This window comes from Mesorhizobium sp. M0862 (assembly GCF_040319795.1).
Taxonomy (GTDB): Bacteria; Pseudomonadota; Alphaproteobacteria; order Rhizobiales; family Rhizobiaceae; genus Mesorhizobium.
On sequence record NZ_JAMYOJ010000007.1, the window covers coordinates 180,251 to 206,237 of the forward strand.

Here is a 25,987-nt window from a genome sequence, read left to right on the forward strand (position 1 = left end):
CGTATGGCGCTCACGCGCGCGAATCAATTCGCGTCCGGGCCTCTTCCAAAGACCTTCTTTTTCGGCAAATGGTGGAACAAACAGCAATCACTCACGTTCTTGATCCAGTATCGGAAGGAGACAGATCATGCTCTACTGGGCGCTCGTATTTCTCGTCGTGGCGATCATCGCCGGCGCGCTTGGTTTCGGCGGCATCGCCGGTACCTCGGCCGGTATCGCGCAAATATTGTTCTTCATCTTTCTCGCCTTCCTCGTCATCTCGCTTCTGGCCGGCCTGTTCAGACGGGCATCGTAGGAGCGGGCGAAGAACACTGGAAGCCGCACCCCTCAAACGGTTTCCAGCCACCGCCGGGCGATGTCCTCCAACGGGACATCGTCCGGCGGACCTTTTCTGGGGACCTACTCAGGAACTGAGTCCAAGTGAATCGTTCGGTCCTGATCAGGTGGACAGGTGATTGATGCGTTCCATTGGCGGAGGCGAGAGCGGACAGGGCGACGAGGTGATCGCACTGCACCCGGCTGAAAGCGGAATGCAGCTTGGCCGGGCCTTGCTTCACGCTCTGCACAATGCCGGCATTTCCGTCCTCTATCAGGATCGTGAATTGAAGACTGTATGGGCCCGCAACATGCGTGCGCCGTGGGTTTCCGACACAGCCGACAGCAACGGCGCGTTGCCACCGGCGCAAGCTGAGCAAATCGCCGCCGCCAAAAGCAATGTGATCGCTTCCGGCAATCCGGAACGCCTTGAACTGAGTGTTCCCACCGGTGATGGCATGCGCTGGTTCCAGGTATGGGTCGATGCCGATCGGGGCCATCGCGGCGACGTGCAGGGCGTCGTCACCACGATGGTGGAAACCACCGAGCAGAAACGCCGCGAACAGACGCTGAAGACGCTGTTGCGCGAAGTCAGCCACCGCTCCAAGAACCTGTTGGCCATCATCCAGAGTATTGCCACCCAGACCGGCCGCTATTCCGAGACACCCGACGATTTCCTGAAGCGCTTTCGCGGCCGCCTGCAGTCACTGGCTTCCTCCCAGGACCTGGTAACGTCGTCGAACTGGCGGGGTGCAGCACTTCGCGAGCTTATCCGCGGCCAGGTCGTTCGCTACGGCGCCGATCCCGCGCAGAGCCTGCGCTTCAATGGCGTCAACCCCTACCTCAATCCCAACGCGGCCATTCATATTGGACTGGCAATGCACGAACTCGCCGTCAATTCATTCAGCTACGGCGCCCTGGCGCGGCCGGACGGCTTTGTCGAGGTAACCGCCGATCTGTCGAACGTCGCAGAGGCCGCAGACAAGCCGGCTTTGTCGCTGACCTGGGTCGAGGCCATTGTCGCCAATGATAACAGGCGCACCGAGAAACGCTTCGGCAGCGTTGCCCTCGAACGTGTCGTGCCGGCATCGCTGAACGGCACGGCGACGCTGGAGATCACCAGTGACCGCCTCGAATATCGCCTCGTCGTTCCGCACGGCAATTTCGAAACCGAATGAGCGGCGGGATTCCTTAACCGGCTGTTCACCATAAAATCCGATGCTGTGGTTCCCAGAGATTGCTGGATCTTGACCGATTCAACCGATGTTTCGGCCGCAGCCTGCAACGCGAGTATGGGAGGAATGATCATGACGGTTGCCGATATGAACAGGCTGGAGCAGGCCGCCCGGGTGTCGATGAGCGGCTTTCAGGATCCTGACGCTTCAGCCTCGCCTTTGCAGCACGCCTGGCATCCCTTGCTTCGCGTCACCGCTGTCGCGCTCGTCGCCGCTGTTGTGCTGATCGTGGCGTCGCAATTGGTCTGAGCCAGATGCTCAGGTTCACGCTGCTCCCAAGCAGCCTGGCTCAGAAACTGTCCAGCTCGTAGCCGACGAATTATTAACGCCCTTTCGGCACAGGAACTTTGACGGCTGTGGACCGTTCTTATGGCGAGAGGACGTGTCGCCGTGGAACACATCGCCGCTTTGCTTTTGGTAATTGGCTGTTCGAACAACATGACCGAATGCCGTGAACTGCCGGTGCCGGTCAGTGTTTTCGAAACCGCCGAAGCATGCACGGCAGAACGTCCATTCGCTGCCGGCGACGTGCAGGGTCAGGCCGAGCACGTCGTTGCCAAATGTCTTAGGGTCGACCCCGCGCTGGAAGATGATTACGACCAGATCGTCTGGAACGTGCGCCCGGACGGCACCCTCGACGCGTCTTTGCAGATTTCCAGTGTCGTGGTCGCATCGAACGCCACGCGCCGCGAAAAAGACTCTCTTAGCCAACAATAAGATCGAGCGGGCAAAGGCTGCTGTTTCGTGCTAAATAGCGGCTGGAGCTTACTAAAGTGAGGACAAAGTGAGGAGAGATTCTATGCGGAAATTGATTATTGCCATGGTTGCGGTGGTCGCCGTCAGCGGCTGCAGCACGACCGAGCAGGATGTCGGCGTCGGCGCCGGTGTCGGTGCTTTGGCCGGCGGACTGATCGGCGGCGGCAAGGGTGCGCTGATCGGCGCAGCCGTTGGCGCCGGTTCCGGTCTGCTGGTGCGCAACCTGCGCAACGGCTATTGCCAGTATCGCGACAATCGCGGCCGGCTCTACACCGCTCGCTGCTGATCCGCTTCAAAAGCGTCAGACAATCGAGACGGAGACCGGTCAGCCGGTCTCCGTTTGTTTGCCTGCATCAGGCGGCGGGATCTTGATTTCCACCGTAAGCCCATCGACGCGAAAATCTCGGGCAATCGTGCCGCGCAATTCGCGCGTGACATTGAGGTCGATCAGCTTGGTGCCGAAGCCGGTCTTCGCCGGCGCTTCGAGTTCCTTCTGCCCGGCCTCGCGCCAGTTCAGAACCAGCATCCGCTCGGACCCGCGCCCCTCGAACGACCAGTCGACCTTCAGCGCACCCACGGAATTGCCGGCCTCGCCATATTTCAGCGCATTCGTCGCCAGTTCGTGAAAGGTCAGGCCAAGCGCCTGCGTCGTCCTCTCGTCGAGCAGCACCTGAGGCCCTGACAATATCCCTTCCGGAAGCTCCTTGCCGAATACCTGGCCGAGCTCGATGCGCAGCAGGTCGCCAAGATCGGCCTTCTGCCAGCGCGAACGCGTCAGCATGTCCTGGGAAGCCGCCATTGCCTGCAGGCGGGCCGAAAAGGAAGTTGAGAACTCCTGCACGTCGGTTGCTTGCGCCGCCGTCTGGCGCGCAATCGCCAGCACCCGCGTGATCGAATTCTTGATTCGATGCTTCATCTCCTGCAGCATCAAATCCTTTTCGAGCAGGCTTTTTTCCGTCGTTTCATGCAGCAGCGACTTGGCGTCGTAGGCGCGCTCCTGGTAGCGGGCCACCAACGCTATGGCGCCGGCCAGAAGCAGGCCGAACAGCCCGAGCATGACCGGAATGGCGCGCGAGGACGGTTGCGAAAATGCGCTTGTCGGCCGAAACAGCACCGTCCACGGCCGACCGGCGACGATGATCTTGCGCGTCACCAACAGCCTGTCGCCAAAGCTCGCAACCGGCGGCGTTTCCGACTGGAACAGAAGATTGTCGGCGTCGGCCGTGCCGTCATAGACCGCGGTGTTGACCGGCAGCAAAGGCGTGCGGCTGAGCGCGGTCTGGAACAGGTCGCGGGCGCGGAAGGCCGCGTAGAGAAGGCCTGATGTCGATGATCTGGACGCGTTGATACCATCCGGCGCGGTTTCGACATTGAGCCTGACGAAGACCAGGAAACCGGTAAAGGTCTGCGCCGCGCCCGTGTCCTGGCCGAGCTGGACCAGACCGCTTGCGTGCTGTGCGTCATCGGCCATCGCTTTTTCGATCGCCTCGCGCCGCACCGGCTCGGTGAACATGTCGTAGCCGATGGTGGATTCGTCGGCAGGGTCGAGCGGCTCGAACAGCACGACGGGCGTGCGCCACGGCTGTGTCGTGTCCGGATAGATCGTGTGGGCGGCGCCGCGGTCACGCAACATGTCGCGCTCGACCGCCGCTTCGTCACCGGTCTTGGCCAGCCTGAGATAGCCGATACCGCGCAGGCCGGCGAAATTGTTATCGACATTGAGGGCGCCGAAGAAGCCCTTGAATTCGCTACCTGAAATCTCGCCGTTGCGGGCGTCGAACAGCGCCTGCGTCGAGCGCAGCAGCGACAGATGCAGATCGATACGGCTTTCGATGCGGTTGAGCGCGTCGTCGGCGGTCGCCTCGAACTTGATGCGCGCCGCTTCCTGCGTGGCGAAATAGGCGAAGCCCGCCATCGTAAGGCTGATCAGTGCAACGGCAATGAAGGCAAGGATCGGGAAAAACTTCTTCAACGCAGGCCCATGGACGGTTCGGTAACCTTTATGGGCAAGTCGCCGCGGCAAGACAATGGCGCGGCCAAGCCATCATGACAGCTGGCCCATCATGTATATTTAGCCGCTTACTGATCGCACGTCAGTGAACATGGCAGCTGATGGCAGCGTGGTCTCAGGCCGCGATCTTAAGCGCACCCGGACCGGGAATGGCGCCGGGCGGGCACTTTCCCAGGATGATCATGCCGAGCACTTCGTCCTGGGTCACATCGGCGGTGAGTGCGGTGCCGACGACCTGGCCGTTCTTCATCACGCAGACCCGATCGGCCAGCTCGAACACGTCGTGAATGTCGTGGCTGATCAGGAAAATGCCGATGCCGTCGGCCTTGAGCTGCTTGACCAGTTCGCCGACCTGCGCCGTCTCCTGCGGCCCAAGCGCGGCCGTCGGTTCGTCCATGATCAGGATGCGGGCGTTGAACAGGATGGCGCGTGCGATCGCCACCGACTGGCGCTGGCCGCCCGATAGCTTGATCACGGGCTCCTTGAAGCGCTGGAAGCGCGGATTGAGCCGGCCCATCACCTTGCGAGCCTCGGCTTCCATGGCGACATCGTCGAGTGTCCCCCACGCGGTCATCAGTTCGCGGCCGAGGAAGAGGTTGGCGGCGGCATCGACATTATCGGCCAGCGCAAGCGTCTGGTAGATCGTTTCGATCCCGTATTTCTTGGCGTCGCGCGGATTGGAGATCGAAGCCTCCTGGCCGTTGACCAATATCTGGCCGGCATCGCGCTTGTAGGCGCCCGACAGGATCTTGATCAGCGTCGACTTGCCGGCGCCGTTGTGGCCAAGCAGCGCCACCACTTCGCCCGGGAAAAGATCGATGGACGCATCGTCGACGGCGCGAATGCCACCGAAGGCAATCGAGATGTTGCGCATGTCGATCAGTGGCGTACCGGTGGGAGCAGTTTTTTCCATAATCGTTCCTCCCTAGACGCGCTTGCGATAGACGGTGTCGAGCCAGACGGCGATGACCAGGACTGCACCAACGACAATGCTCTGCAGCGGCGAGTCGATGCCGAGCAGAACCATGCCGGATTGCAGCGACTGCATCAGAAGCGCGCCGAGCATGGCGCCCATCACCGTTCCGGCGCCGCCCGCGAGCGACGTGCCGCCGATGACGGCTGCCGCGATAACCAAAAGCTCGTCCAGCGTGCCCAGCGCGTTGGTTGACGCATTGAGACGGGCCGACGAGATCGCCGCGCTGATTGCAGCCAGCACACCCATGATCATGAACACCTTCATGGTCACCCAGCGCGTGTTGATGCCGGCGAGTTCCGCTGCCTCCGGATTGCCGCCGATGGCGAAGACATAGCGGCCGAAACGCGTGCGCTTGGTGATGAACGTCATGATGATGCCGACAATCACCGCCATCAGCACCGGTATGGCGATGCCATGCGCGATGAACAGCCCGCCTTCGGGAACGGTGATGCCGTTCTGCTGTGCGTACTGGCGCACGATGCCGATCGGCCATGGATAGGAATTGGCGATCCACACGGCGCCGAGGATGGCCGCGCAAGCGACCACGCCAAGCAGGGTCTCGGCCCAGACGGGGCGCAGTGGAAAGCTGAAGCGCTTGCGCTGAGAGCGACCGTTGAGCAGCGCGAAGGCGACCGCCGCGCAGGCGACGATGCCGACGATCCAGCTGGCAGCGGCGCCAATAGAGCCGCGTGGTCCGCCGCCCATCAGCTGGAAGGTGGCGTCGAGTGGCGCGACCGTGCGCCCGCTGGTGATGAGCCATGCCATGCCACGCCAGACCAGCAGGCCACCAAGCGTCACGATGAAGGCCGGAACCTGCATATAGGCGATGATGAAGCCCTGGAACGCGCCGATCAGCAGACCAAGCACCACGCCGGCGGCAAGCGCGACGACCCAGAGCCAGGGGTTTCCAAGCTGGAAGCCGATGACGCGAATGAGGAATTCGGCCTGTGCCACGCCCATGATCATGCCGATCACGCCTTCGACGGAGCCCACCGAAAGGTCGATGTTGCGCATGACGATGACCAGTACCATGCCGGTCGCCATGATCGCGACCGAGGACGTCTGCACCGACAGGTTCCAAAGATTGCGCGGCGTCAGGAAAAGCCCACCCGACAGGATATGTATGCCGACCCAGATGACCAGCAGCGCGCCGACCATGCCGAGCATGCGCGTGTCGAGCTCGGTCGCTTTCAGGAACCGGGCGACCGCGCCGAGTTCAGACGCTCGTGCCGTATCGGCCTGCGGATTTGAGGTCGTGTCGGTCATGATGTCCTCCAGCGGCTTGCCGTCTGGCGCGGATGCCGGACCACAGCCTAGAAGTTTGCCGCCGATGGCGGAAACACACAATTCTCGTAGAGAAAACGCCGCGGCTTGACAGCCGCGGCGCCTAATTTGTTCAAGTGGTCGAGATCAGTTGCAAGCCGCGACGCTGCCGGCGGCGACGCCTGTGCAGACTTCGTCCTTCTTGATCCAGCCGGCGTCGATGACGACGTTGAGGTTGTCCTTGGTGATCGCGACGGGGGTCAGGAACAGCGACTTGACGGTGTTGCCGCCAGGCGTGGTGAAGTCCTTGGCGCCGGCAATGTCGCCCGTCTTCTTGCCATCGGCAAGCTGCGAGGCGATCTCGGCGGCGTTCTTGCCGAGTTCGCGCGCGTCTTTCCACACCGACACCGTCTGCGTGCCGAGCGCGATGCGGTTCAGGGCGGCATGGTCGCCGTCCTGGCCCGAGACCGGAACCGTTCCGGCAAGGCCCTGCGCCGTCAGCGCGGCGACAACGCCGCCGGCGGTGCCGTCATTGGCCGCAACCACGGCATCGACCTTGTTGTCATTGGCGGTCAGGAACTGTTCCATGTTCTTCTGGGCGTTGGCCGGCAGCCAGCCATCGGTATAGGCCTCGCCGACATTCTTGATCTTGCCCGAGTCGATGGCTTCCTTGAGCACTTCCATCGAGCCCGAGAACAGGAAATCGGCATTCGGATCCGAGCCCGAGCCCTTGATGAAGACATAGTTGCCTTCGGGCTTCGCCTTGAACACTTCGCGGGCCTGCATGCGGCCGACTTCCTTGTTGTCGAAGGTCAGGTAGAAGACGTCCTTGTTCTCGATCAGGCGATCATAGCCGACGACCGGAATGCCTTCGTCCAGCGCCTTCTGCACCGCCGGGCCGATGGCCGAGGCGTCCTGCGCCAGGATGATCAGCGAGTTGGCGCCCTGCGAGATCAGGCTTTCGACGTCGGTCAGCTGCTTGCCGGGATTGGACTGCGCGTCGGCCGAAATGTACTTGTCGCCGGCGGCTTCGATCGCCGTTTTCATCGCCGCCTCGTCGGTCTTCCAGCGCTCTTCCTGGAAGTTCGACCACGACACGCCGATGACCTTGTCCTTCGCCTGCGCGACCGACATCAGCGCCAGCGACATGGCGACACCCGCCAGCATGGCGGCTGCAAATCTGTTCATTATAACCCTCCCTGCGCCGCCCACGGCGCGACAAAACCGGCCCGAAGGCCTGCACAAAGAGGCTCAATTTTTTCGAGCCTCGAAAAAATACTGGTTCAATGATAAGGCACTGTCAACATCGATTATGATGGATTCTGATGGCGTTGCCGAATTTTTTCGAGCTCCGCAATAAACAATGACAGGGCTGCCGGCGTCTGCCAATATTTGGCTGGTGCCGTCGAACGCCTTCACTATCATGAGGCGCGAGGAGGCCGGGAGGAAAACAAATGTCGGTTGGGATCCGCCACGACGATCTGCGCCGTCGCAACCGTGCGATGGTGATTTCGGCCGTGCGCCGGGCCGGCCAGCCGTCGCGGACCGAGATTGCGGCGACCACCGGCCTCAGCCATTCGACGATATCGGCAATCTCGTCTGATCTGATTCAAGAAGGCATCCTGATTGAAGGCAAGCCTGGCGAGACCGGCTCGCTGAAACGCGGCCGGCCGCAGGTCGGCCTTGGCCTCAACCCGGAAGCGGCGGCGGTCATGACCGTGGTGCTGTCGCTGAACTTCCTCTCCGTCACCGTCATCGACTATGCCGGCCAGGTGGTCGCGGAAGAACAGCGCCGGCTCGACACGCTGACCATGCCGCGCGACGAGCTGATCGGCGAATGCGTAGCAATCGTCGGGCGGCGTCTCGCGGACCCGGACCTCGATGTCCAGAGCATCGCCCGCATTGCCATGGGCATCCAGGGCATCACCGATTCGCAGGCGCGGGCCATGCTGTGGTCGCCAATCACGCCACTGACCGACATTGCCTTCGCCGACATGTTGGAAGCGGAATTCGGCATTCCTGCCACCATGGAGAACGACTGCAATATGATGGCGGTGGCCCTGCAATGGCGCCAGCCCGAGCGCTACCGCGACAATTTCATCGCGATCCTCTTGTCGCACGGCATCGGCATGGGGCTGGTGCTGAAAGGCGAACTGTTCACCGGCACCCATTCCTCCGGCGGCGAGTTCGGCCACATGATCCACCGTCCGGGCGGCGCGCTCTGCCGCTGCGGGCGGCGCGGCTGCGTCGAGGCCTATGCCGGAAACTACGCCATCTGGCGCAGCGCCAAAATGATGAGCGAAGATGCCGAGCCGGTCGATATCGGCGACGCTGATATGCGCGCACTCGCCGCGCGCGCCCGCGAAACCGATGGCCCGGAGCGCGAAGCCTATCGCAAGGCCGGTGAGGCGCTCGGCTTCGGCCTCGGCAGCCTGTTTGCGCTGATCGACCCGGCGCCTGTCGCCATGGTTGGCGTCAGCGCCGCCGCCTTCGACCTGATCGAGCCGGCATTGCGCGAAGCGATCGCCCAGACCGCCGGCGGCCAGCACTCGAAATCGATCTCCTTCGACACCGAGCCCAACGAGCTGCCGCTGATCCGCGAAGGCTGTGCCATGCGCGCGCTCGGCTTCGTCGATCAGGAGATTTTCGCGCCGGGCATTCAGGCCAAATCCGGCAAGCATGTCGCCTGAATGGCCGGCAACGGCGCGACGCGCAGCATCCTAGTCTTCCCTGATCGCGTAGCCGGCGCCGCGAATGGTACGGATGACATCCGGCATGCGGCCGTTGTTGACCGCTTTGCGTAAGCGCCCGACATGGACATCGACGGTTCGCTCGTCGATGTAGATCGTCTCGCCCCAGACATTGTCGAGCAGCTGGCTGCGCGAGAACACGCGGCCGGGATGGCGCATCATGAATTCGAGCAGCCGGAACTCGGTCGGTCCGAGCCTGATCTCGCTCTTCTTGCGGTAGACACGGTGCGACTCGCGGTCGAGCACGATGTCGCCGACCTTGAGCACGCTGGACAGCACTTCCGGCTTGGCCCGGCGCAGCAGCGCCTTCACGCGCGCCATGAACTCCGGCGTCGAGAATGGCTTGACCAGATAGTCGTCGGCACCGGTGGACAGGCCGCGCACGCGATCGCTTTCCTCACCGCGCGCGGTCAGCATGATGATCGGCAGCCGCTCGGTTTCGGGCCGCACTCTAAGCCGCCGGCAGAGCTCGATGCCGGAAACAGCGGGCACCATCCAGTCGAGCACCAGGAGATCGGGCACGTTTTCCTGCAGGCGGATCTCGGCCTCGTCGCCGCGTGTCACCACCTCGACGTGATAGCCTTCGGATTCGAGGTTGTAGCGGAGGAGCACGCCTAGCGGCTCCTCGTCCTCCACGACCATGATGCGTGGCGCGATCATAGGCAGTTCACCCTCATCAGGCCGGCGTGGCCATCGCCGTCTCGTCCTGCTTCGGACGATTGGCGGGCAATTGCTGGCCGGTCAGCACATAATACGCATTTTCGGCGATGTTGGTGACATGATCGCCGATGCGCTCAAGATTCTTGGCGCAGAACAAGAGATGCGTGCAGGCGGTGATGTTGCGAGGGTCTTCCATCATGTAGGTCAAGAGCTCACGAAACACGGACGTGTATTTGACGTCGATGCGCTCGTCGTCATTCCTGAGTTTTGCAAGAGCTGCCGCATCGGTGGCGGCATATTCCTCGACGACGCCTTGCACCTGGATCAGCACCAGCTGCGCCATGGCATCGATGGAGTGCGAGAGGTCGCGCGGCGTGACGCTCAAGCCCACGGTGCCGACGCGTTTGGCGATGTTCTTGGCGAGATCGCCGATGCGCTCGAGGTCGCCGGCCATGCGGATCGAGCCGACCACGGCGCGCAGATCGTTGGCCATCGGCTGGCGCTTGGCGATCAGCGTGATGGCGCGGTCGTCCAGTTCGCGCTGGCGCGCATCCATGATGGCGTCGTCGGAAACGACACGCTGTGCCAGCGCATTGTCCGAATTGAGCAGCGCCCTGGTCGAGCCGCTGACCATCGAGCCTGCCAGATCGCCCATGTCGCGGATCAGCTTGCTGATCTGCCCGAGCTCTTCATCGAAGGAGGCGACGGTATGTTCACCCATGATCTTGGTCCTCGTGCCTGAAAATCCACCCGCCGGACGGCTCAGCCGAAGCGGCCGGTAATGTAGTCCTGGGTGCGCTTGTCGTCGGGGTTGGTGAACATCTTGTCGGTGGCGCCCTCCTCGACGAGATAGCCGAGATGGAACATCGCCGTGCGCTGCGACACGCGCGCCGCCTGCTGCATCGAGTGGGTGACGATGACGATCGTGTAGTTCTGGCGCAGTTCGTCGATCAGCTCCTCGACACGGGCGGTGGCGATCGGATCGAGCGCCGAGCAGGGCTCGTCCATCAGGATCACCTCCGGCGACACGGCGATGGCGCGCGCGATGCACAGGCGCTGCTGCTGGCCGCCGGACAGGCCGGTGCCGGGCTCCTGCAGGCGGTCCTTGACCTCGTTCCAGATCGCCGCCTTCTTCAGGCTCTGCTCGACGATCTGGTCCATGTCGGACTTGCGCTTGGCCAGCCCATGGATGCGCGGGCCGTAGGCGACGTTCTCGTAGATCGACTTCGGGAACGGGTTGGGTTTCTGGAACACCATGCCGACGCGGGCGCGCAGTTCGACGACATCGATGTTCTTGTCGTAGATGTCGTCTTCATCGAGCGTGATCTTGCCGGTCACCCGCGCCGAATCGATGGTGTCGTTCATGCGGTTGAGGCAGCGCAGGAAGGTCGACTTGCCGCAGCCGGACGGGCCGATCAGCGCCGTCACCTGGTTCTGGCGGACGTCGAGATTGACGTCGAACAACGCCTGCTTCTCGCCGTAGAAGACGCCGACCTTGTCGCCGCGCATCTTGATGACTTCGTTCGACTTGGCGTTCATTTTGTCGCCCACTGCATTCTCAAGGGACTGTTCGGTCATGATGTTCATACCAAATTGCCTTTTTTCTACCAGCGCCGCTCGAACCGGCGCCGGAGCACGATCGCGGTGATGTTCATGGCCATGAGGAAGACGAGCAGGATGATGATGGCGCCGGACATGCGCTCGACAAAAGCGCGCTCAGCCTCGTTTGCCCACATATAGATCTGAACCGGCAGCGCGGTCGCCGGATCGAAAGGCGTCGTCGGATAATCGGCGACGAAAGCGACCATGCCGATCAAGAGCAGCGGTGCTGTCTCGCCGAGCGCACGCGCCAGGCCGATGATGGTGCCGGTAAGGATGCCTGGGGCGGCAAGCGGCAGGATGTGATGGAACACCATCTGCATCTTGGAGGCGCCGAGGCCGAGCGCCGCCGAGCGGATCGACGGCGGCACCGCGGCGAGGGCGGCGCGCGTGGCGATGATGATGGTCGGCAGCGTCATCAAGGTCAGCACCAGGCCGCCGACGAAGGAAGCCGAGCGCGGCATGCCGAGGAAGTTGATGAACACGGCAAGGCCAAGCAGACCGAAGACGATCGACGGCACCGCCGCGAGATTGTTGATGTTGACTTCGATCAGGTCCGTAAAGCGGTTCTTCTTGGCGAACTCCTCGAGATAGATCGAGGCGGCGACGCCGATCGGCAGCGCCAGCAAAAGCACGATCACCATCATGTAGAACGAACCGATGATGGCCACGCCCATGCCCGACGTCTCGGGCCGGCTGGAGGCGCCATAGCTGAACAGGCCGGTGTTGAAATGCTCGGCCATCGCGCCTTCGGCTTTGAGCTTGTTCATCCAGTCGATCTGCTGGTCGGACACCTTGCGGCGCGCTTCATCGACGCCGAGGTCGATCTGGCCCTTGGAGGCCGAGTCGAGATTGGCGGCGGCCAGGATGTCGACGTCACGCGTCGTGCCGATCACCGACGGATCGGCGGAGACGATGTCGCGCAGCTGGACGCGGGCGCCTTCCGACAGGAAGCCCTTGAGCTTCAGCATCATCGGCTTGTTGGCCGGATCGATGCCGAGCTTGGCCACCAGCGCGTTTTCGGCGAGCTTGGGATAGTTCGCCTTGATCAGCACGGTAGGGTCGGTCGCGCGCTTGCCGGAGGGATCGATCACCTTCTCGTCGAAGGTGACCGGCAGCGTCACCGTCGTCTGCCAGAAGGCGGTGTAGCCTTTCGAGACGATGGTGATCAACATGATGGCCAGGAACGCCAGGCCCACCGAGATCGCAATCACGCCATAGATGCGGAACCGGCGTTCGGCGGCGTAGCGCGCCTTCAGCCCGATGTCGCGGCGCGGACGCGCGACGGCACCCGCCATCGTGTCCAGGGGGATGTCGGTCATTCGTACTGCTCCCGGTACTTGCGCACGATGTAGAGGGCGACGATGTTCATCACCAGCGTCAGCGCGAACAGCGTCAGGCCGAGCGCGAAGGCGACCAGCGTCTGCGGCGAGTTGAACTCGAGATCGCCGGTCAGCTGGTTGACGATCTTGACGGTGATGGTCGTCATCGCCTCGAACGGGTTGGCCGTCAGATTGGCCGCGACGCCCGCCGCCAGCACGACGATCATCGTCTCGCCGATGGCGCGCGACGCCGTCAACAGGATGGCGCCGACGATGCCGGGCAGTGCCGCCGGCAGGATCACCCGCTTGATCGTCTCGGAGCGCGTGGCACCGAGGCCGAGCGAGCCGTCACGCATTGCGCGCGGCACCGCGGTGATGATGTCGTCGGACAAAGAGGACACGACCGGGATCAGCATGACGCCCATCACCAGGCCGGCGGTGAAGATGCTCTGGCCCTGGATGAAGGGAGAGCCGCCGGTGAGGGCTGCCGAGAGGTCGCGCAGGAACGGTCCGAGCGTGACCACGGCGAAGATGCCGTAGACGATGGTCGGGATGCCGGCCAGCAGTTCAAGCGCGGGCTTGACCACCGACCGGACGCTGCGCGAGGCGTATTCGGACATGTAGACCGCCGACATCAGCCCTACCGGCACTGCGACCAGAAGCGCGACGGCGGCGATGTAGAGCGTGCCGGCGAGTAGCGGGATCAGGCCGAACTGACCCTGGCTGCCGCCGGAACCGGCGGCGGCGAAACGCGGATCCCACACCGTGCCGAAGAAGAAGCTCATCGGTGATACGCTTTCGAAGAAGGTGATCGTCTGGAACAGCATCGACAGCACGATGCCGACCGTGGTCAGGATGGCGATGGTCGAGGCCGCAAGCAGCCCCCACAGCATCAGCTTCTCGACATTGTTGCGCGCCCTGGCGCGCGGCGCGATCTGCCTCAGCGCATAGAAGGCGCCGGCGACCGACAGCGCGAAGGTCAGCACGGCGCCGAACAGGCCGAGCCGGTCCTGGACCTGGTTCGCCTCGACCGCGATCGGGATCATGTAGTCCTGTGTGTCGCTGGCCAGTGCCACGCCCTTGGCGGCGAGCAGCGGCTGCAATTCGGCGAAAGTAGCGGGAAGTGCGGTATCGCCATCGAGCCGGCGCAAGCCCTTGGCCAGGCTCTTCACCAGGCTGGCGTCGAGCGCTTCGCTGGCGACCTTTGTGTCGGCGGTGCGCTCGGGCAAAGCGGCATGGATATGCCGGTCGAGATAGAAGGAAGAGCCGATATCCCAGACGGCGAGCAAAAGGACGGCAGGCAGGACCGCGAGCAGAAAGGCCCACCAGCCATGATAATGCGCGCGCGAATGCGGCTTGACCTTGCCGGTATCCTGCGCCGCGGCGCGCTGGCGGCCGACCACAAAAGCGACCACGCCTATGACGATGATTATGGCGAGTACGAGCAAGGACGACATAACCCACCCCAGGGAAAATTCAGATCGCCGCCGCCGTTGCGGCAAGCGGCGAAATCAGGGCGCGGAGTTCATCCGCGCCCTGATCCGTCCGTTGATTACATTGTCTTTCCGGCGGCGAAGGCGTCGCGCTGGCCCTGACGTTCGGCGTCGGGAGCGGAAACCAGGCCGTACTGGGCGAGCGGGCTTTCCGGGCCGATCATCTGGTCATCAAGGAAGAACTCGACATATTCCTTGAGGCCGGGAACGACGCCCAGATGCGCCTTCTTGACGTAGAAGAACAACGGCCGCGACACGGGGTACGTGCCATCGGCGATGGTCTGCGTCGAAGGCACGATGCCTTCCACGGTAGCGACCTTCAGCTTGTCGGCATTGTTCTCGTAGAAGGCGAGGCCGAACACGCCAACGCCGGTCTTGTTGGAGTCGATGCGGGCGAGCGTCTCGGTGTAGTCGCCGTCAATGTCGACAGCCTTGCCGTCCTTGCGGATGGCGATGCAGGTCTTGCCGATTTCCTTGTCGTCGGCGATGCCGGCAGCCTTCAAAGCGGCCTTGTCGCAGCCGGCGTCGAGCAGCTTGGTCTCGAACACTTCACGGGTGCCGTGCTTCTCACCCGGGATATAGGCGGCGATATCCCAGTCGGGCAGCTTCGGATTGACCTGGTTCCACTTGGTGTTCGGGTTGTCGACCAGCTTGCCGTCGACCACCAGCTTGGCGGCGAGCGCCTTGTAGATGTCGGCGGGAACCAGCGCCCAGTCCGGACCCTTGATGTCGGTGGCAAAGACGATGCCGTCATAGCCGATGCGGACTTCCTGGACGTCCTTGACGCCGGCGTCGGCGCAGGACTTCAGCTCGTCCTTCTTGATCGGGCGCGAGGAGTTGGCGATATCGATCGTGTCTTCGCCGACGCCCTTGCAGAACTCCTTGATGCCGGCGCCGCTGCCGCCGGACTCGACCACCGGGGTCTTGAAGTTGGTGAAGGTTTCGCCGAACTGCTCGGCGACGATCTTGGCGTAAGGCAGCACGGTCGACGAACCGGCGACCTGGATCTGGTCACGCGCAGCGGCGACACCGGACGATGCGGCGAACGCTACCGCCACGGCCGATGCCGTAACGAGGAATTTCTTCATGTGGCCTGCTCCTGTTCGGAAGATGGTCTCTTGGCGCCCTCTTCAAACCGGCGCCCGCTGAGGCCAATAGCCTTCGATTATTACAGTCGCATGACAGTTTCGTGTCAGCCCGGTAACGTCGCACAGACGTCTTGTGGGCCGCACCCTTTAAGCCGGTTTGTGGGAATGGAAGTTGCCGCTGGAATCAGACGCTTGCGCAATTCGTGCTGGCATCAAGTCCCGGCACACCGCAGGCCGCGATGCCGAGAAAGAAAAACCGGACGGGAGCGCGTTGCCCGTGACCAGAGCGAATCTTGGCCGAGCCATCGCCAAAAACAGGTCCGTTGGGGTAGATTCGACGCTGTTTCTTGTCGGCGGTCGCTTGCTCCCGCCCGTAACTGAATGAGCGGTTTCGTTGCGACCATTGTCCTGACTGGGCGCCAGCTTTGATATGGTGCGATCGCACCATATCCTTGGCTGTTGCGGCGCGGCCGAATCCCGGCGGCGCCGCAGGTTGCTATCCAGCGTCTCGTTGGGCTTCGCCTGATATGCCGACCCAGCGCTCGACCTTTTCGAGCAGCGCCCTGGGGCTGATCGGCTTGGGCAGATAGTCGTCCATGCCGGCTTCCAGGCAGCGCTCACGGTCGCCCTTCAAGGCATGCGCGGTGACGCCGACGATCGGGATATGCATACCCGTATGTTCTTCCAGCCGGCGAATTGCGGCGGTGGCCTCGAGCCCGTTCATCTCCGGCATCGAGACGTCCATCAGGATCATGCGCGGATTAAGCCGGCCGAAGGCGTCGAGCGCCTTGCGGCCGTTGCCGACGATTTCGAAACTGTAGCCGGTTTCGCCGATTATCTGGGTGAACACCATCTGGTTCACCTCATTGTCCTCGGCAACGAGAATGTCGAGCCGGCGTTCATCCCCGGCGGCCCGGGCGCGGGCACGAACCGGCGGCGGTTGCAGCAAGGCGCGTTCCGATGCAGCGAGCGGCGGCTTTGCCGGCGACGGTTCGTTCCTGCCGCCGCCGGAACCGCTGCTTGCCGCCGGCAGCACACGGCCGTCCGTGATATTGTGATGGTGCCGCTGGATGGTGGCGACCAGCGTTTCCAGAAGCACCGAGGAACGCGCCGGCTTGATCAGCTGGGCGTCGATGCCGAGATCGCGATAGCTGGTGTTGGCGAGCGACTGGTCGACCGAGGTCAGCATGATGATCGGCGTGTCGGCCAGCCCTGCGGTGTTGCGCACGACGCGCGCCATTTCGGCGCCGCTCATCCCCGGCATCTGATAATCGAGCACGACGCAGTCGACCGGCACGCCGTAGGCAGCCGCGGCGACCAGCACCTTGAGCCCTTCGGGTCCGCTTTCGGCGGCGCAGGAATCGAAGGTCCATGACGCCATCTGCTCGCTCAGGATCGATCGGTTGACGGCATTGTCGTCGACGATCAGCACCCGTGAGCCGGTCACGTCGACCGGCATGATCCGCCGTCCGGTCTGTTCCTCGGCCCTGGGCAATGTCACGGTGAACCAGAAGGTCGAGCCCTTGCCTTCGGCGCTCTCGACACCGATCTCGCCGCCCATCAACTCGACCAGCCGCGAGGTGATGGCGAGCCCGAGCCCTGTGCCTTCGTGGCGTCTGGTCGACGAGGTGTCGGCCTGACTGAATTTTTCGAAGACGAGCTTTAATTTCTGCTGCGGAATGCCGATGCCGGTGTCGGTGACCGAAACGGTAAGCTTTGTCCCCGTCGGCCCCCTTTGTCCGGTCACGTCGACCAGCACGTGGCCTTCGTCGGTAAACTTCACCGCGTTGCCGACCAGATTGGTGACGATCTGCCTGACGCGACCGACATCGCCGACGAACAGGCTTTCCAGGCCCGGCTCGACGCGCACGATGAGCTCGAGGTCCTTCTCCTTGGCGCGCGTCGATATCAGCGTCGCCACATCCTCGATCGCTTCGGGCAGGTTGAAGGGCGCAGGGTCGAGCACCAGCTGTCCGGCATCGATCTTGGAGAAGTCCAGTATGTCGTTGATGATGGTCAAGAGCGCGTTACCCGACTTGACGATGATATCGGTGAACGTCTTCTGCTTGGGATCGAGGTCGGATTTGGCCAGCAACTCGGCCATGCCGAGTACGCCGTTCATCGGCGTGCGGATCTCGTGGCTCATATTGGCCAGGAATTCCGACTTGGCGCGGTCGGCCAGCACGGCGCGCTGGCGCGCCTCGCGCAGTTCGGCCTCGCGCAGCTTCAGTTCGGTGATGTCGGTGGTCGACCCAATCAGATAGAGCGAACCGTCGGACGCGATCATCGCGCCCTTGCGGGCGAACTGGTGGCGCACGCTGCCGTCGGCAAGCGTCACCGTTTCCTCGATCTCCTGTGTATCGCCTGTGCGCAGCACGGCGAGATCACTGTTGACGAAGGCTTCGCCGTCTTCGCCGAAAATCTCGATGTCCGTCTTGCCGATCGCGTCTTCCCTGCGGAGGCCGGTGAGGTCGCACCAGCCCTTGTTGACGTAGAACTGCCTGAGGTCGGAGCGCTTGGCGTAGATCGACACCGGCACGTTGTCGATGAGATTGCGGAACACCTCGTTCTCGCGCATGCTCTCTTCCAGCGCCTGCTCGCGCGCCTTGACGTCGGTGATGTCGGTGCTGGAGCCGACAAGGTGCACCGACCCATCGAGCGCCACCAGCCGGCTCTTGCGCGTCATCAATTGCCGCACCGTGCCGTCGCGATGGGTAACGGGCTCCTCGATCTCGCGGCCGCGGCCGGTGACGACGACCTCGGTGTCGTCATGGGTGTAGGTTTCGGCGTCGTCGATGCCGAAAAGCTGGAGATCGGTCCGGCCGATGACTTCCTCCTTGGGGATGCCGGTCAGCGCGCACCAGGCCTTGTTGACGAATTCCATGCTCAGATCCTGCGCCTTGATGAAGGCGGCGACCGGCAGTTCGTCCATGACGTGGCGGAACAGGTCGATCTGGCGCATGCTTTCCTGCAGCGCCTTTTCGCGGCTCTTGATCTCCGAGATGTCGACGCGCACGCCGATGAAGGTGCCGTCCTCGGTGCGCATATCGTAGACCTGATACCAGCGGCCGTCCGCATTGAGGCGCTCATAGGACGAGTTGGGCAGGCGATAGCGGGCGAGGATGGCATTGAGCCAGACATCGGGGTCGCCTTCATAGAGCCTATCGATTTCTCGATCGCCGCTCGATCGGAAATAGCCGACCGAATGTCCGAGTTCCAGGGCCTCGCGGAAGCTGCGGCCGGGCTGCCATGCCGGTTTCAGCTCCGGCAGCGTGTCCTGCAGCTTGCGGTTTGCAAAGACGAACTTGTCGTCGCGGTCATAGATGATGACGGCCGCCGGCAGCGACTCCAGCACCGTGGTGAGGTTCTTGCGGGCGTCCTCGGCTTCGGTCTCGCGGCGCTTCATGTCGGAGATGTCGAACAGGAAACCGGCGACATAGTTGCGGCCGCTGGGCATGCCGACGCGGTTCTTGCGCACGATGCGCGAGCGGCTGGCGCCCTCGGCGTCGAAAGTCTCCTCGACCTCGTAGGGCGTGCCGGTCGCCAGCACGGCGCGTTCGCTGTCTTCGAATTGCGCGGCGTCCTTTTGCTTGAGGAAGTCGCCGCCGGGCCTGCCCAGCATCGCTTGCGGGCTCTGTCCGAACAGTGCCGAAAACGCCTCATTGACGAAGACGAAACGCAGATTGTCGTCCTTGACGAAGATCGGGTCCTTGACGCCGTTGATCACCGCCTCGGCCAGCCGCGATTTCTCCAGCGCTTGGGCGAGTTCAGCCTCGCGATCCTTCATGTTGGTGACGTCGACATAGGAGATCAGCCTTTTGCCGCCGGCGAGCGGCGCCAGCGAGGCAATCAGCGTACGGCCGTCATTGCGTGGCAGTTGCCTGGAGCCAACCAGGCCGGCCGAGATTTCTGCTTCGCGCTCGGCGATGTGGCCCTGCCATTCGGCATCGTCAGCACCGTAAGGGTCCATATCGCGGCTGGCCTGCATCAGTTCGCGGAAGCCGCAGCCGATGCCGGCGCGTCGGGGATCGATTTCCCAGAAATCATAGAAGGCGCGGTTGATCACCTCCGCGCGCATCTCCGCATCGAGGACGAGCACGCCGATCGGCATCTGGTCGACCATCGTGCGAAGATTGGCGAAGGTCTCCGTAATTTTGGCGTTGGCACTCTCGATCTCGGCGTCGCGACGCTTGAGCTCGGAGACGTCGTAGTAGGTCAACAGCCGCTTGCCGCCGGACAACGCCGTCACGGAGAACATCATCGTCCTGCCATTGGCATGGAGAAATTCGCGTGGCGCAACCGAGCCGGCGCTGATCTCCTCGATGCGGGTGGCTAGGTAGTGCTGCCACTGCTGTTCATCGAGATCGCCGTAGATGCCGTTGCGGCGGTTGAGTTCCATCAACAGGCTGAACGGCGCGCCGACCGTGACGGCGCCGTCGGGAATCCTGGAGAGCTCGCGATAGGCCTTGTTGACGATGAGCGTGTCGAACTTCGCGTCAAGCACCACGACGCCCATATGCATGGCATCCATTGTCCGCTCGAGATCGGCGAGGTGCTGCGTAGCCTCGCCGGCCGGCGGATCGCTCTCGTCCTGCCGCAGTTCGTCCAGCGCACCGGCCAGTGCCGTGACGTTGCGGCCGATGCCGCGATAGCCGATGAATTCGCCTTCGCCGTCGAACCGCGGGGAACCGGTGATCGAAACCCAGCGGCAGCCGGGACGGCCGCCCTTCAACTCATAAACAAAGTCGCGAAACGGCCGATGCGCCTGCAGATCCTCCAGATGCGCGGCGGCGTGTCGATTGCCGTGCACCATCTGCTTGAGGAAATCGAAGCGGAAACGGCCAAGAATGCTGGCGGGATCGATGCCGGTGGCGGCCTGGTAGTTCTCCGAAAGCCAGGAAAAGCGCAGCTCGGCGTCGGTCTCCCAGACCCAGTCGGCGCCGGCCCCGACCAGTTCGCGCAGCGCTTCGGGCGAACCCCCGACGGACGTATCCTCGCCGTTCACCACCCCTTTTCGGGAACCGCGTCCGCCGCGTGTTCCAACAGTCCCGTCAGCCATCCCGTTCCCACCCCGAAAGCCAAGGCCGAACCCCCTCAGCGGTTCGCCGGCGGAATGTGCCCGAGAAGCATTAATGATCCGCTAACCATAACCAATCCAGACTGCGGCCAGAGCCACATTGCCCTGCGGTATTCCGCCGGTTGTCGGCGGAACCCCGGCCGGGCTATAAGTCGGCGGGGGTGTTGCTGATGACCGGTTGGATCGTGCCTTGTTTCCTGTGCATGGCGCTGCTTGCGGGCAGCGGCTGCGCACGCAGCTATGACGGCACGGTGGTGATCCCGAAGCCGCTCGATATCAGGCGGGTCTGGGATCGCGATCCGTCGCAGACTGAGGCCAGCCGGATGCAGGCGGCAGCCGGTGTGTTTCCGACGCCGCCGCCGCAGGAGCCCTACCGGCCCGCGGCACGCAGGCACACGACACAAATAGCTGCGCCAAGGCGGCACGTCAGGTCCAGCCCTCCCAGCATGGCTTCCGAACCGGCCAATCCGCTCACCTGCAAGAATGTCAGCGAACCCGGCAAACGCTACAGGATGGTTTGCGAATAGCTGGTACTAGTGCAATTCCAGGAAAAGTGTGAAACGGTTTTCCGTCCGGAATTGCGTAAAACAAAGACATAGAGCGGTTCGCCGTTTCGGTGAAACGGTGAAACGCTCTAGGCGCAGGTTACTCCGCCGGGAAGAAAGCCGGCCCGACCACCCTGACCGGCCGCGAGCCGGCCAATGGCTCGACCGATTGTCGCTGGGCGGCGCCCCTGGCCTCTGCAGCGTCTGCGCCAGGCTGGAGAAGTTGCGCCACGGTGCCAAGATCCGGCTTCGCTGACGGCAAAGGAATGATCGCGTTGGCCATATTGGCTGGCGTCACCGTGCGCGCTCTCAGCTCGGCAACGCGCCGGTGATAGCGCTTGAGGTCGCAGGCCCTGAAGTTCGCATCATTGCGATATTTGAAGGCCGTCGGCAGGTCCTTGTAGGATGTGCGCGTATCGAGCGCGACCATCTCTTCGGTTTCAAGGCTTGGATCACTGAGCGTGTACAGGTCGACGCCGGCATCGTCGCAGATGTAGCGGCACTGATCGACCATCTCCTTGACATCGCCGCCTTGCACGAACTGCGATTTCGGCGCCGGGAAGAAATAGCCGTCGGAGAGACGAACGCAAAACAGCATCGAATTGCTGCCGATCATGGCGCCAGCCGGACGCTGTCTTTGTTGCCCGGCGGCGGGCGTGCAGCCGAGCGCGACGAGCCTGGCCTGCAGTCCGGACGCATCCCGGCGCGAAATCGCGGCGCCGGCGATCTGGCGTTGCACCTGTGTGCGGCTTTTGGCGAGGTCGGCGCAAGCATTGAAGAAGCCCCCCACCGCACTTTGCGCCGTGCACCGGCGTTGCCTCTCCAGCCCCTGGATCGCCGCAAGCTGGCGACGCAGCTGCGCAAGCTCGGAGCTGATCCCGCCGCTGCGGCCGGACGGTGCCAGCTGGCTCCTGAGCGCGGCGCATGGATCGGCAAGGGAAGCCGAAATGCCGAGGACGCTTGCCGACACCAGTGCAAAGGTCACGACAAGCCACAAACGCATCATCGGCGACACCTGGTCCTTGTACCCCTGTGGAGCCGATCGCCGCTCCAGCCGATTGAGCCTCAATGCGTGAGGTAAGTCTAATTCAAGAGACGCCAGCAACCGCCAGGTATTTTATGCCGAGTGTATTATGCCGGTTCCTGTAAATTCGCTATTACACTTTTGTTTCAAGATTGCGACGAGGCCAGGCTCGGGCGAGCCCGGGCCGCCGCAATCATCGATCCCGCGTTATCGGGCCCTTGCGGATGAAACCTTTCTCCGGTGTCTCGCGTTGTGTCGGGCAAAGGAGACGAAGATGTCTATTCACTTCACTGTCTCTGGCCTGACCAGGAACCTGTTCCACTCGCTGGGGCTGGACCATGAGCGGGCGCCGAGAGCGCTCGATCCCGAACAGAGCCTGTTGCTGGAATGCTATCTGGCCGGACAGATTCCGGAATCCGCCTGGGCCGACTACGTCTTCGAGACGCCGGAACTGCAGCGGCATGTCGATATCAGACGCCCGCACAACTGATCAGAGCAACTTCAGGAAAAGTGTGAGTCGTTTTTCCGGGAAAAGCGCGTAGCGCTTTCCCCTGGGAATTGCGTCAAGACAACGAGAGAGGGGGTCGCCGTTTCTGTGAAAACGGTGAAACGCTCGCCCGCTCGCCTACTGCTTGGGCGAAGCGAATTGCACGGTGAAGACATTGCCCGCGACGCCTTGCGCCAGCGTCGGCGAGAAGCTCAACGGGAGGCACTTTTGCAGGGCAGTGGTTGCGGCGTCGACGAATGACTTCCTGGTATCGGCATCGCCATCGACCTTGATCGCCGTCGGCCGCGGCGGACCGATCAGCGTGCCGTCGCGCTTGAAGCTGAAGCTCAAGGTGACGCTGGCATTTCCAACACCCGCCGGCGGCGTCCAGCACGCCTGGATGGCATCGCCGACCTCCGCCATCGTGTCGAGCGGCGCGGCATTGCACGGGTAGCCTCCGACCAACACAACACCGGCAATCGCAAACACTCTCGCTACGCCCTTCATCGCAAAGCTCCTCGTGTGTCGTCCGCCGACCATGATGGTAGGGTCGAAGCAGACGATGGCAATATGCCTGATGTCGGACTTTACAGCATGAGACGCGCCTGATGGCGCATCGGCGAAAAGCAAAAGGCCGGCATTGCGCCGACCTTTCCCTTCACCCTTGCGCCAGTACATCCGTGGTCGCGCGGTGCCTTCAATAGACAGCGTTCTGGTTAATGAATCCTTAGCGTTGCGCGCTGGCCTGCGACTTCACATAGGCAATGTAGCCTCTGACATCGCCGGCCGGCTCGGCATAGGCCTGGCCGAGTTTCTTCTCCATCGCAGCGACATACTCCTTGGCCCATTTGGGCAGCGCATAGTCGATGACGGCCAGGAACTCCAGCGTCGATGCCAGGCGTATGTCGGCGATCGACGGGTGCTTGCCGCCGATGAACGGCTTGCCGTCCCTGAAGAAGGAGTGAAACACCTCCAGCGGCTCGGCAATCGCCGCCATGGCGGCCTTCTGCGCCTCGGACTTCTTCTCCGGATGAGCGTCGCTATGGCCGACCTCGCCGGCATAGTGCGGGAAACCCAGCGCCGGATAGGTGGCGCGCGCCACATACGGGTAGAGCGTGCCGATCAGGTAGAACATGGCGCTGTCGACCATCGCCCGCTTGGCCGGCGCCTTGGGATAGAATTTCTCCAGCCCGTGCTTGTTGGCGAGATACTGCATGATGGCACAGCTCTCCCAGAGCACGCCGCGCGGCAGCCCCTTGTCCTCGATCATCGGCGTCAGATGCGCCGGATTGCGCGCCATATATTCGGGCGAGCGCGTGTGGCCCCAGGCGTCGGTCTCGGCGGCGTCGAACCCGGCCGCACGGGCAAACACCCGGACGGTCATGTTGTTGACGCTCGGCTTCAGCATCGAGAGCTTCAGCGCCGGTTTTTTCGCCGCCTTGACCTTCGGCGCGGATTTCTTGGCAGCCGGCCTCGTCGCGGCTTTCGCGGCCGGCTTTGCGGCTGCCTTCGGCGCGGCCTTTACGGCCGCCTTTGCGGCCGGCTTCGCAGCCGCTTTCGCCGCAGGCTTGGCCGCTGATTTCCCGGCGCTCTTGATCACTGTCTTTGCCATTGTGGTCCTCCCCTTTTGCTGGCCGTCAGTATGGATTCTTCGGCGTCCGGTCGTCCGACAAGGTCGCGCGCGACCACTCGACCAGCGTCTGGATCGCGTCGGCAAGGTGCACTTCGGCGATGTTGTAGTCGCCGCGCGCAACGCGCAGCTTGTGCGCCTGCATCAGCACGTCGGCATGGGTGAAACCTGCCGGCGGATCGAAGCGATAGGAGGCGAGTTCGATCAAGAGGCCGAGCGGATCCTCGAAATAGATCGAATCCATGAAGCCGCGATCCTTGACGCCGCTGTGCTTGATGGCGCGTTCGTCGAGCCGGGCGACCGCCTGCAGGAAAGTGACGCGCGACACCGAGAACGCAATATGATGGACGCAGCCCGGTTCGGTGGGCGTGCGCCGCTTGACCGGCGTGCGGCTCTCGTCGGTGAAGACGGTGATCAACCTGCCGTCGCCGGGATCGAAATAGAGATGACTTTCGCTTGGCTTGTCGAGGTTGGGCTGCTCGAAGATGAACGGCATGCCGAGCACGCCCTCCCAGAAATCGATCGAAGTCTGGCGCCCGGCGCCGACGAGGGTGATGTGATGGACGCCCTGCGACTGCAGTTTCTGCATCGGTCTCCTCCTCGCCGACCCTCGCCTATGTTCCCCGGCGTCTTGCGCGCCGCAACGCCCTTTGGCGAATTCGTACATGATGCTAGTGCAATTGGCAGCGCCGCGCCAGAAGCTCGCGGAGACTGCCGGCGCTGGATGGTGAAAGGGGTTTGAGTTGCATGACCTGAGGCTATGCAACGGCTCTGAGATCGGCTTCCGCCAGCGTTCCCAGGCCCGCGCATTCGGCGCATGCCATCGTCTGCCCGGGACAGCCGGCCCGGTGCGTGCCTTGCGGGCAGCAATGCCCTTTCGACTCACGCCATTTCAAGCAATCGAAAACCTGCCCGCTGCCGTGACAGCACGGGCATATCATTTTTGCCGAATTCATGCCTGCTATGCCAAACCAAATCCGCGTTGCCGCAGATGCTATCCCCGCACCGCAAGTAACAGAGATCGCTACGCTTTCAAGCGTCGCGGCCTGACTTAAATTGGGTGTATTCGGGTGCGCGGACTTGCCGAATTTCGCTGATGCGCCGACCCTCGCGGTCACACGCGATCCGCGCGGCTGCTGCCCGAAATTTTCGATGATGCGGAAGGAAAGTCGTTGCTTGGTACGCCCAAGGGGAATCGAACCCCTGTTCCCGCCGTGAGAGGGCGGTGTCCTGACCGCTAGACGATGGGCGCGTTCAAGAACCGGCGATATAGGCTGACGGTTTGGAAAAAGCAACTGGGCTTGGAACGGCCGGACCGCTTCTGTGTAATGTCGCTTCGCGAACCTAGCGTTTCGGCTCGATCAGGTCCCACAGATTGCCGTAGAGATCGGCGAAAACCGCCACGGTACCGTAGGGCTCATGGCGTGGCGTTTCGTGGAAGTCGACGCCGTTTTCCAGCATGGTCGCATGGTCACTGTCAAAATCATCGGTTTCGAGAAACAAAACCACGCGGCCTCCGGTCTGGTCGCCGACGCGGCTCTTCTGCACATCGTCCAATGCTTCCGCCAGAAGCAGCCGGGGCCCTTGCCCGACCGCCGGCGTTACCGTCACCCAGCGCTTGCCGTCGCCGAGCTCGATGTCGTCGCAGAGGACAAAGCCAAGCTTGCCGACATACCAGGCGATCGCCTCGTCATAGTCGGCGACGACGAGCGTAACGGTTGCTATGCGGCGATGGTCGGCAAACCCGGTCATTGTT

The 25,987-nt window shown here is 62.9% G+C and carries 24 protein-coding genes and 1 tRNA gene; 8 read left to right on the forward strand and 17 right to left on the reverse strand.

Features of this window, described 5'->3' with window-relative positions:
• The first annotated feature begins 127 nt into the window (after positions 1–127).
• The 5 genes from NKI15_RS13380 to NKI15_RS13400 all read left to right on the forward strand — a co-directional run bounded on the left by NKI15_RS13380 (position 128) and on the right by NKI15_RS13400 (position 2,592).
• A complete protein-coding gene (locus NKI15_RS13380; RefSeq protein WP_023670098.1) occupies positions 128–295 on the forward strand; it encodes a DUF1328 domain-containing protein in 168 nt (55 codons plus the stop codon).
• Between the two features lie 163 nt (positions 296–458).
• Entirely contained in the window at positions 459–1,493 is a 1,035-nt protein-coding gene (locus NKI15_RS13385; RefSeq protein WP_023670099.1) for a sensor histidine kinase, read from the forward strand.
• A 129-nt stretch (positions 1,494–1,622) separates the two neighbouring features.
• Positions 1,623–1,799, forward strand: a complete 177-nt coding sequence (locus NKI15_RS13390; protein ID WP_352514788.1) for a hypothetical protein — start codon at positions 1,623–1,625, stop codon at positions 1,797–1,799.
• Positions 1,800–1,940: 141 nt separating this feature from the next.
• Positions 1,941–2,267 (forward strand): hypothetical protein, encoded by a 327-nt coding sequence (locus NKI15_RS13395; RefSeq protein WP_352514789.1) that lies wholly within the window; start codon positions 1,941–1,943, stop codon positions 2,265–2,267.
• An 82-nt stretch (positions 2,268–2,349) separates the two neighbouring features.
• Positions 2,350–2,592, forward strand: coding sequence for a YMGG-like glycine zipper-containing protein (locus NKI15_RS13400; protein WP_023670102.1), 243 nt, complete (start codon positions 2,350–2,352; stop codon positions 2,590–2,592).
• Positions 2,593–2,631: 39 nt separating this feature from the next.
• Here NKI15_RS13400 and NKI15_RS13405 read toward each other — a convergent pair whose 3' ends face one another.
• The 4 genes from NKI15_RS13405 to xylF all read right to left on the reverse strand — a co-directional run bounded on the left by NKI15_RS13405 (position 2,632) and on the right by xylF (position 7,744).
• The gene (locus tag NKI15_RS13405; RefSeq protein ID WP_352514790.1) at positions 2,632–4,278 is read right to left on the reverse strand and encodes a CHASE domain-containing protein; all 1,647 of its coding nucleotides are present in this window, start codon (positions 4,276–4,278) and stop codon (positions 2,632–2,634) included.
• A 154-nt stretch (positions 4,279–4,432) separates the two neighbouring features.
• Positions 4,433–5,230, reverse strand: a complete 798-nt coding sequence (locus NKI15_RS13410) for an ATP-binding cassette domain-containing protein (RefSeq protein WP_023822585.1) — start codon at positions 5,228–5,230, stop codon at positions 4,433–4,435.
• A 12-nt stretch (positions 5,231–5,242) separates the two neighbouring features.
• Positions 5,243–6,559, reverse strand: a complete 1,317-nt coding sequence (locus NKI15_RS13415) for a sugar ABC transporter permease (protein WP_352462175.1) — start codon at positions 6,557–6,559, stop codon at positions 5,243–5,245.
• Between the two features lie 144 nt (positions 6,560–6,703).
• Positions 6,704–7,744: a D-xylose ABC transporter substrate-binding protein gene (gene xylF, locus NKI15_RS13420; protein ID WP_023683968.1), complete on the reverse strand. Its 1,041-nt coding sequence runs from the start codon at positions 7,742–7,744 to the stop codon at positions 6,704–6,706.
• A 266-nt stretch (positions 7,745–8,010) separates the two neighbouring features.
• Between xylF and NKI15_RS13425 the strand changes: the two genes are divergently transcribed.
• On the forward strand, positions 8,011–9,246 hold the full coding sequence (locus tag NKI15_RS13425; protein ID WP_023683969.1) for an ROK family protein: 1,236 nt from the start codon (positions 8,011–8,013) through the stop codon (positions 9,244–9,246).
• A 30-nt stretch (positions 9,247–9,276) separates the two neighbouring features.
• On the opposite strand, the gene phoB is transcribed toward NKI15_RS13425, so the two are convergent.
• From phoB to NKI15_RS13460, 7 genes are all read right to left on the reverse strand, one after another.
• Positions 9,277–9,966, reverse strand: a complete 690-nt coding sequence (gene phoB, locus NKI15_RS13430; protein ID WP_031193203.1) for a phosphate regulon transcriptional regulator PhoB — start codon at positions 9,964–9,966, stop codon at positions 9,277–9,279.
• A 16-nt stretch (positions 9,967–9,982) separates the two neighbouring features.
• Positions 9,983–10,687: a phosphate signaling complex protein PhoU gene (gene phoU, locus NKI15_RS13435; protein ID WP_023670109.1), complete on the reverse strand. Its 705-nt coding sequence runs from the start codon at positions 10,685–10,687 to the stop codon at positions 9,983–9,985.
• Between the two features lie 41 nt (positions 10,688–10,728).
• On the reverse strand, positions 10,729–11,553 hold the full coding sequence (gene pstB, locus NKI15_RS13440; protein ID WP_023670110.1) for a phosphate ABC transporter ATP-binding protein PstB: 825 nt from the start codon (positions 11,551–11,553) through the stop codon (positions 10,729–10,731).
• Positions 11,554–11,570: 17 nt separating this feature from the next.
• Positions 11,571–12,887 (reverse strand): phosphate ABC transporter permease PstA, encoded by a 1,317-nt coding sequence (pstA, locus tag NKI15_RS13445; RefSeq protein WP_023748348.1) that lies wholly within the window; start codon positions 12,885–12,887, stop codon positions 11,571–11,573.
• The gene (gene pstC / locus NKI15_RS13450) at positions 12,884–14,344 is read right to left on the reverse strand and encodes a phosphate ABC transporter permease subunit PstC (RefSeq protein ID WP_023748347.1); all 1,461 of its coding nucleotides are present in this window, start codon (positions 14,342–14,344) and stop codon (positions 12,884–12,886) included. The genes pstA and pstC overlap by 4 nt, the downstream gene beginning before the upstream one ends.
• A gap of 95 nt (positions 14,345–14,439) precedes the next feature.
• Complete coding sequence (locus tag NKI15_RS13455; RefSeq protein ID WP_023670113.1) at positions 14,440–15,468, reverse strand: substrate-binding domain-containing protein; 1,029 nt, start codon at positions 15,466–15,468, stop codon at positions 14,440–14,442.
• Between the two features lie 496 nt (positions 15,469–15,964).
• The gene (locus NKI15_RS13460) at positions 15,965–20,473 is read right to left on the reverse strand and encodes a PAS domain-containing hybrid sensor histidine kinase/response regulator (protein ID WP_023706291.1); all 4,509 of its coding nucleotides are present in this window, start codon (positions 20,471–20,473) and stop codon (positions 15,965–15,967) included.
• Between the two features lie 242 nt (positions 20,474–20,715).
• Here NKI15_RS13460 and NKI15_RS13465 point away from each other — a divergent pair, with 242 nt between their 5' ends.
• Entirely contained in the window at positions 20,716–21,072 is a 357-nt protein-coding gene (locus NKI15_RS13465; protein WP_023670115.1) for a hypothetical protein, read from the forward strand.
• 118 nt (positions 21,073–21,190) lie between these two features.
• On the opposite strand, the gene NKI15_RS13470 is transcribed toward NKI15_RS13465, so the two are convergent.
• Positions 21,191–22,096 carry a DUF2865 domain-containing protein gene (locus NKI15_RS13470; RefSeq protein WP_023737394.1) on the reverse strand — a complete coding sequence of 302 codons (906 nt, stop codon included), beginning with the start codon at positions 22,094–22,096 and terminating at the stop codon, positions 21,191–21,193.
• A gap of 292 nt (positions 22,097–22,388) precedes the next feature.
• Here NKI15_RS13470 and NKI15_RS13475 point away from each other — a divergent pair, with 292 nt between their 5' ends.
• Positions 22,389–22,604, forward strand: a complete 216-nt coding sequence (locus tag NKI15_RS13475) for a hypothetical protein (protein ID WP_023690098.1) — start codon at positions 22,389–22,391, stop codon at positions 22,602–22,604.
• Positions 22,605–22,739: 135 nt separating this feature from the next.
• Here NKI15_RS13475 and tolA read toward each other — a convergent pair whose 3' ends face one another.
• The 5 genes from tolA to NKI15_RS13500 form a co-directional block, all read right to left on the reverse strand.
• Complete coding sequence (tolA, locus tag NKI15_RS13480; protein WP_023690097.1) at positions 22,740–23,108, reverse strand: cell envelope integrity protein TolA; 369 nt, start codon at positions 23,106–23,108, stop codon at positions 22,740–22,742.
• 220 nt (positions 23,109–23,328) lie between these two features.
• Positions 23,329–24,213 (reverse strand): glutathione S-transferase family protein, encoded by an 885-nt coding sequence (locus NKI15_RS13485; RefSeq protein WP_023706289.1) that lies wholly within the window; start codon positions 24,211–24,213, stop codon positions 23,329–23,331.
• A gap of 25 nt (positions 24,214–24,238) precedes the next feature.
• The gene (locus tag NKI15_RS13490) at positions 24,239–24,820 is read right to left on the reverse strand and encodes a VOC family protein (RefSeq protein WP_023683976.1); all 582 of its coding nucleotides are present in this window, start codon (positions 24,818–24,820) and stop codon (positions 24,239–24,241) included.
• A gap of 588 nt (positions 24,821–25,408) precedes the next feature.
• Positions 25,409–25,483: transfer RNA gene (locus NKI15_RS13495), tRNA-Glu, on the reverse strand.
• Between the two features lie 92 nt (positions 25,484–25,575).
• Positions 25,576–25,983: a VOC family protein gene (locus NKI15_RS13500; RefSeq protein ID WP_023706287.1), complete on the reverse strand. Its 408-nt coding sequence runs from the start codon at positions 25,981–25,983 to the stop codon at positions 25,576–25,578.
• Positions 25,984–25,987 lie beyond the last annotated feature (4 nt).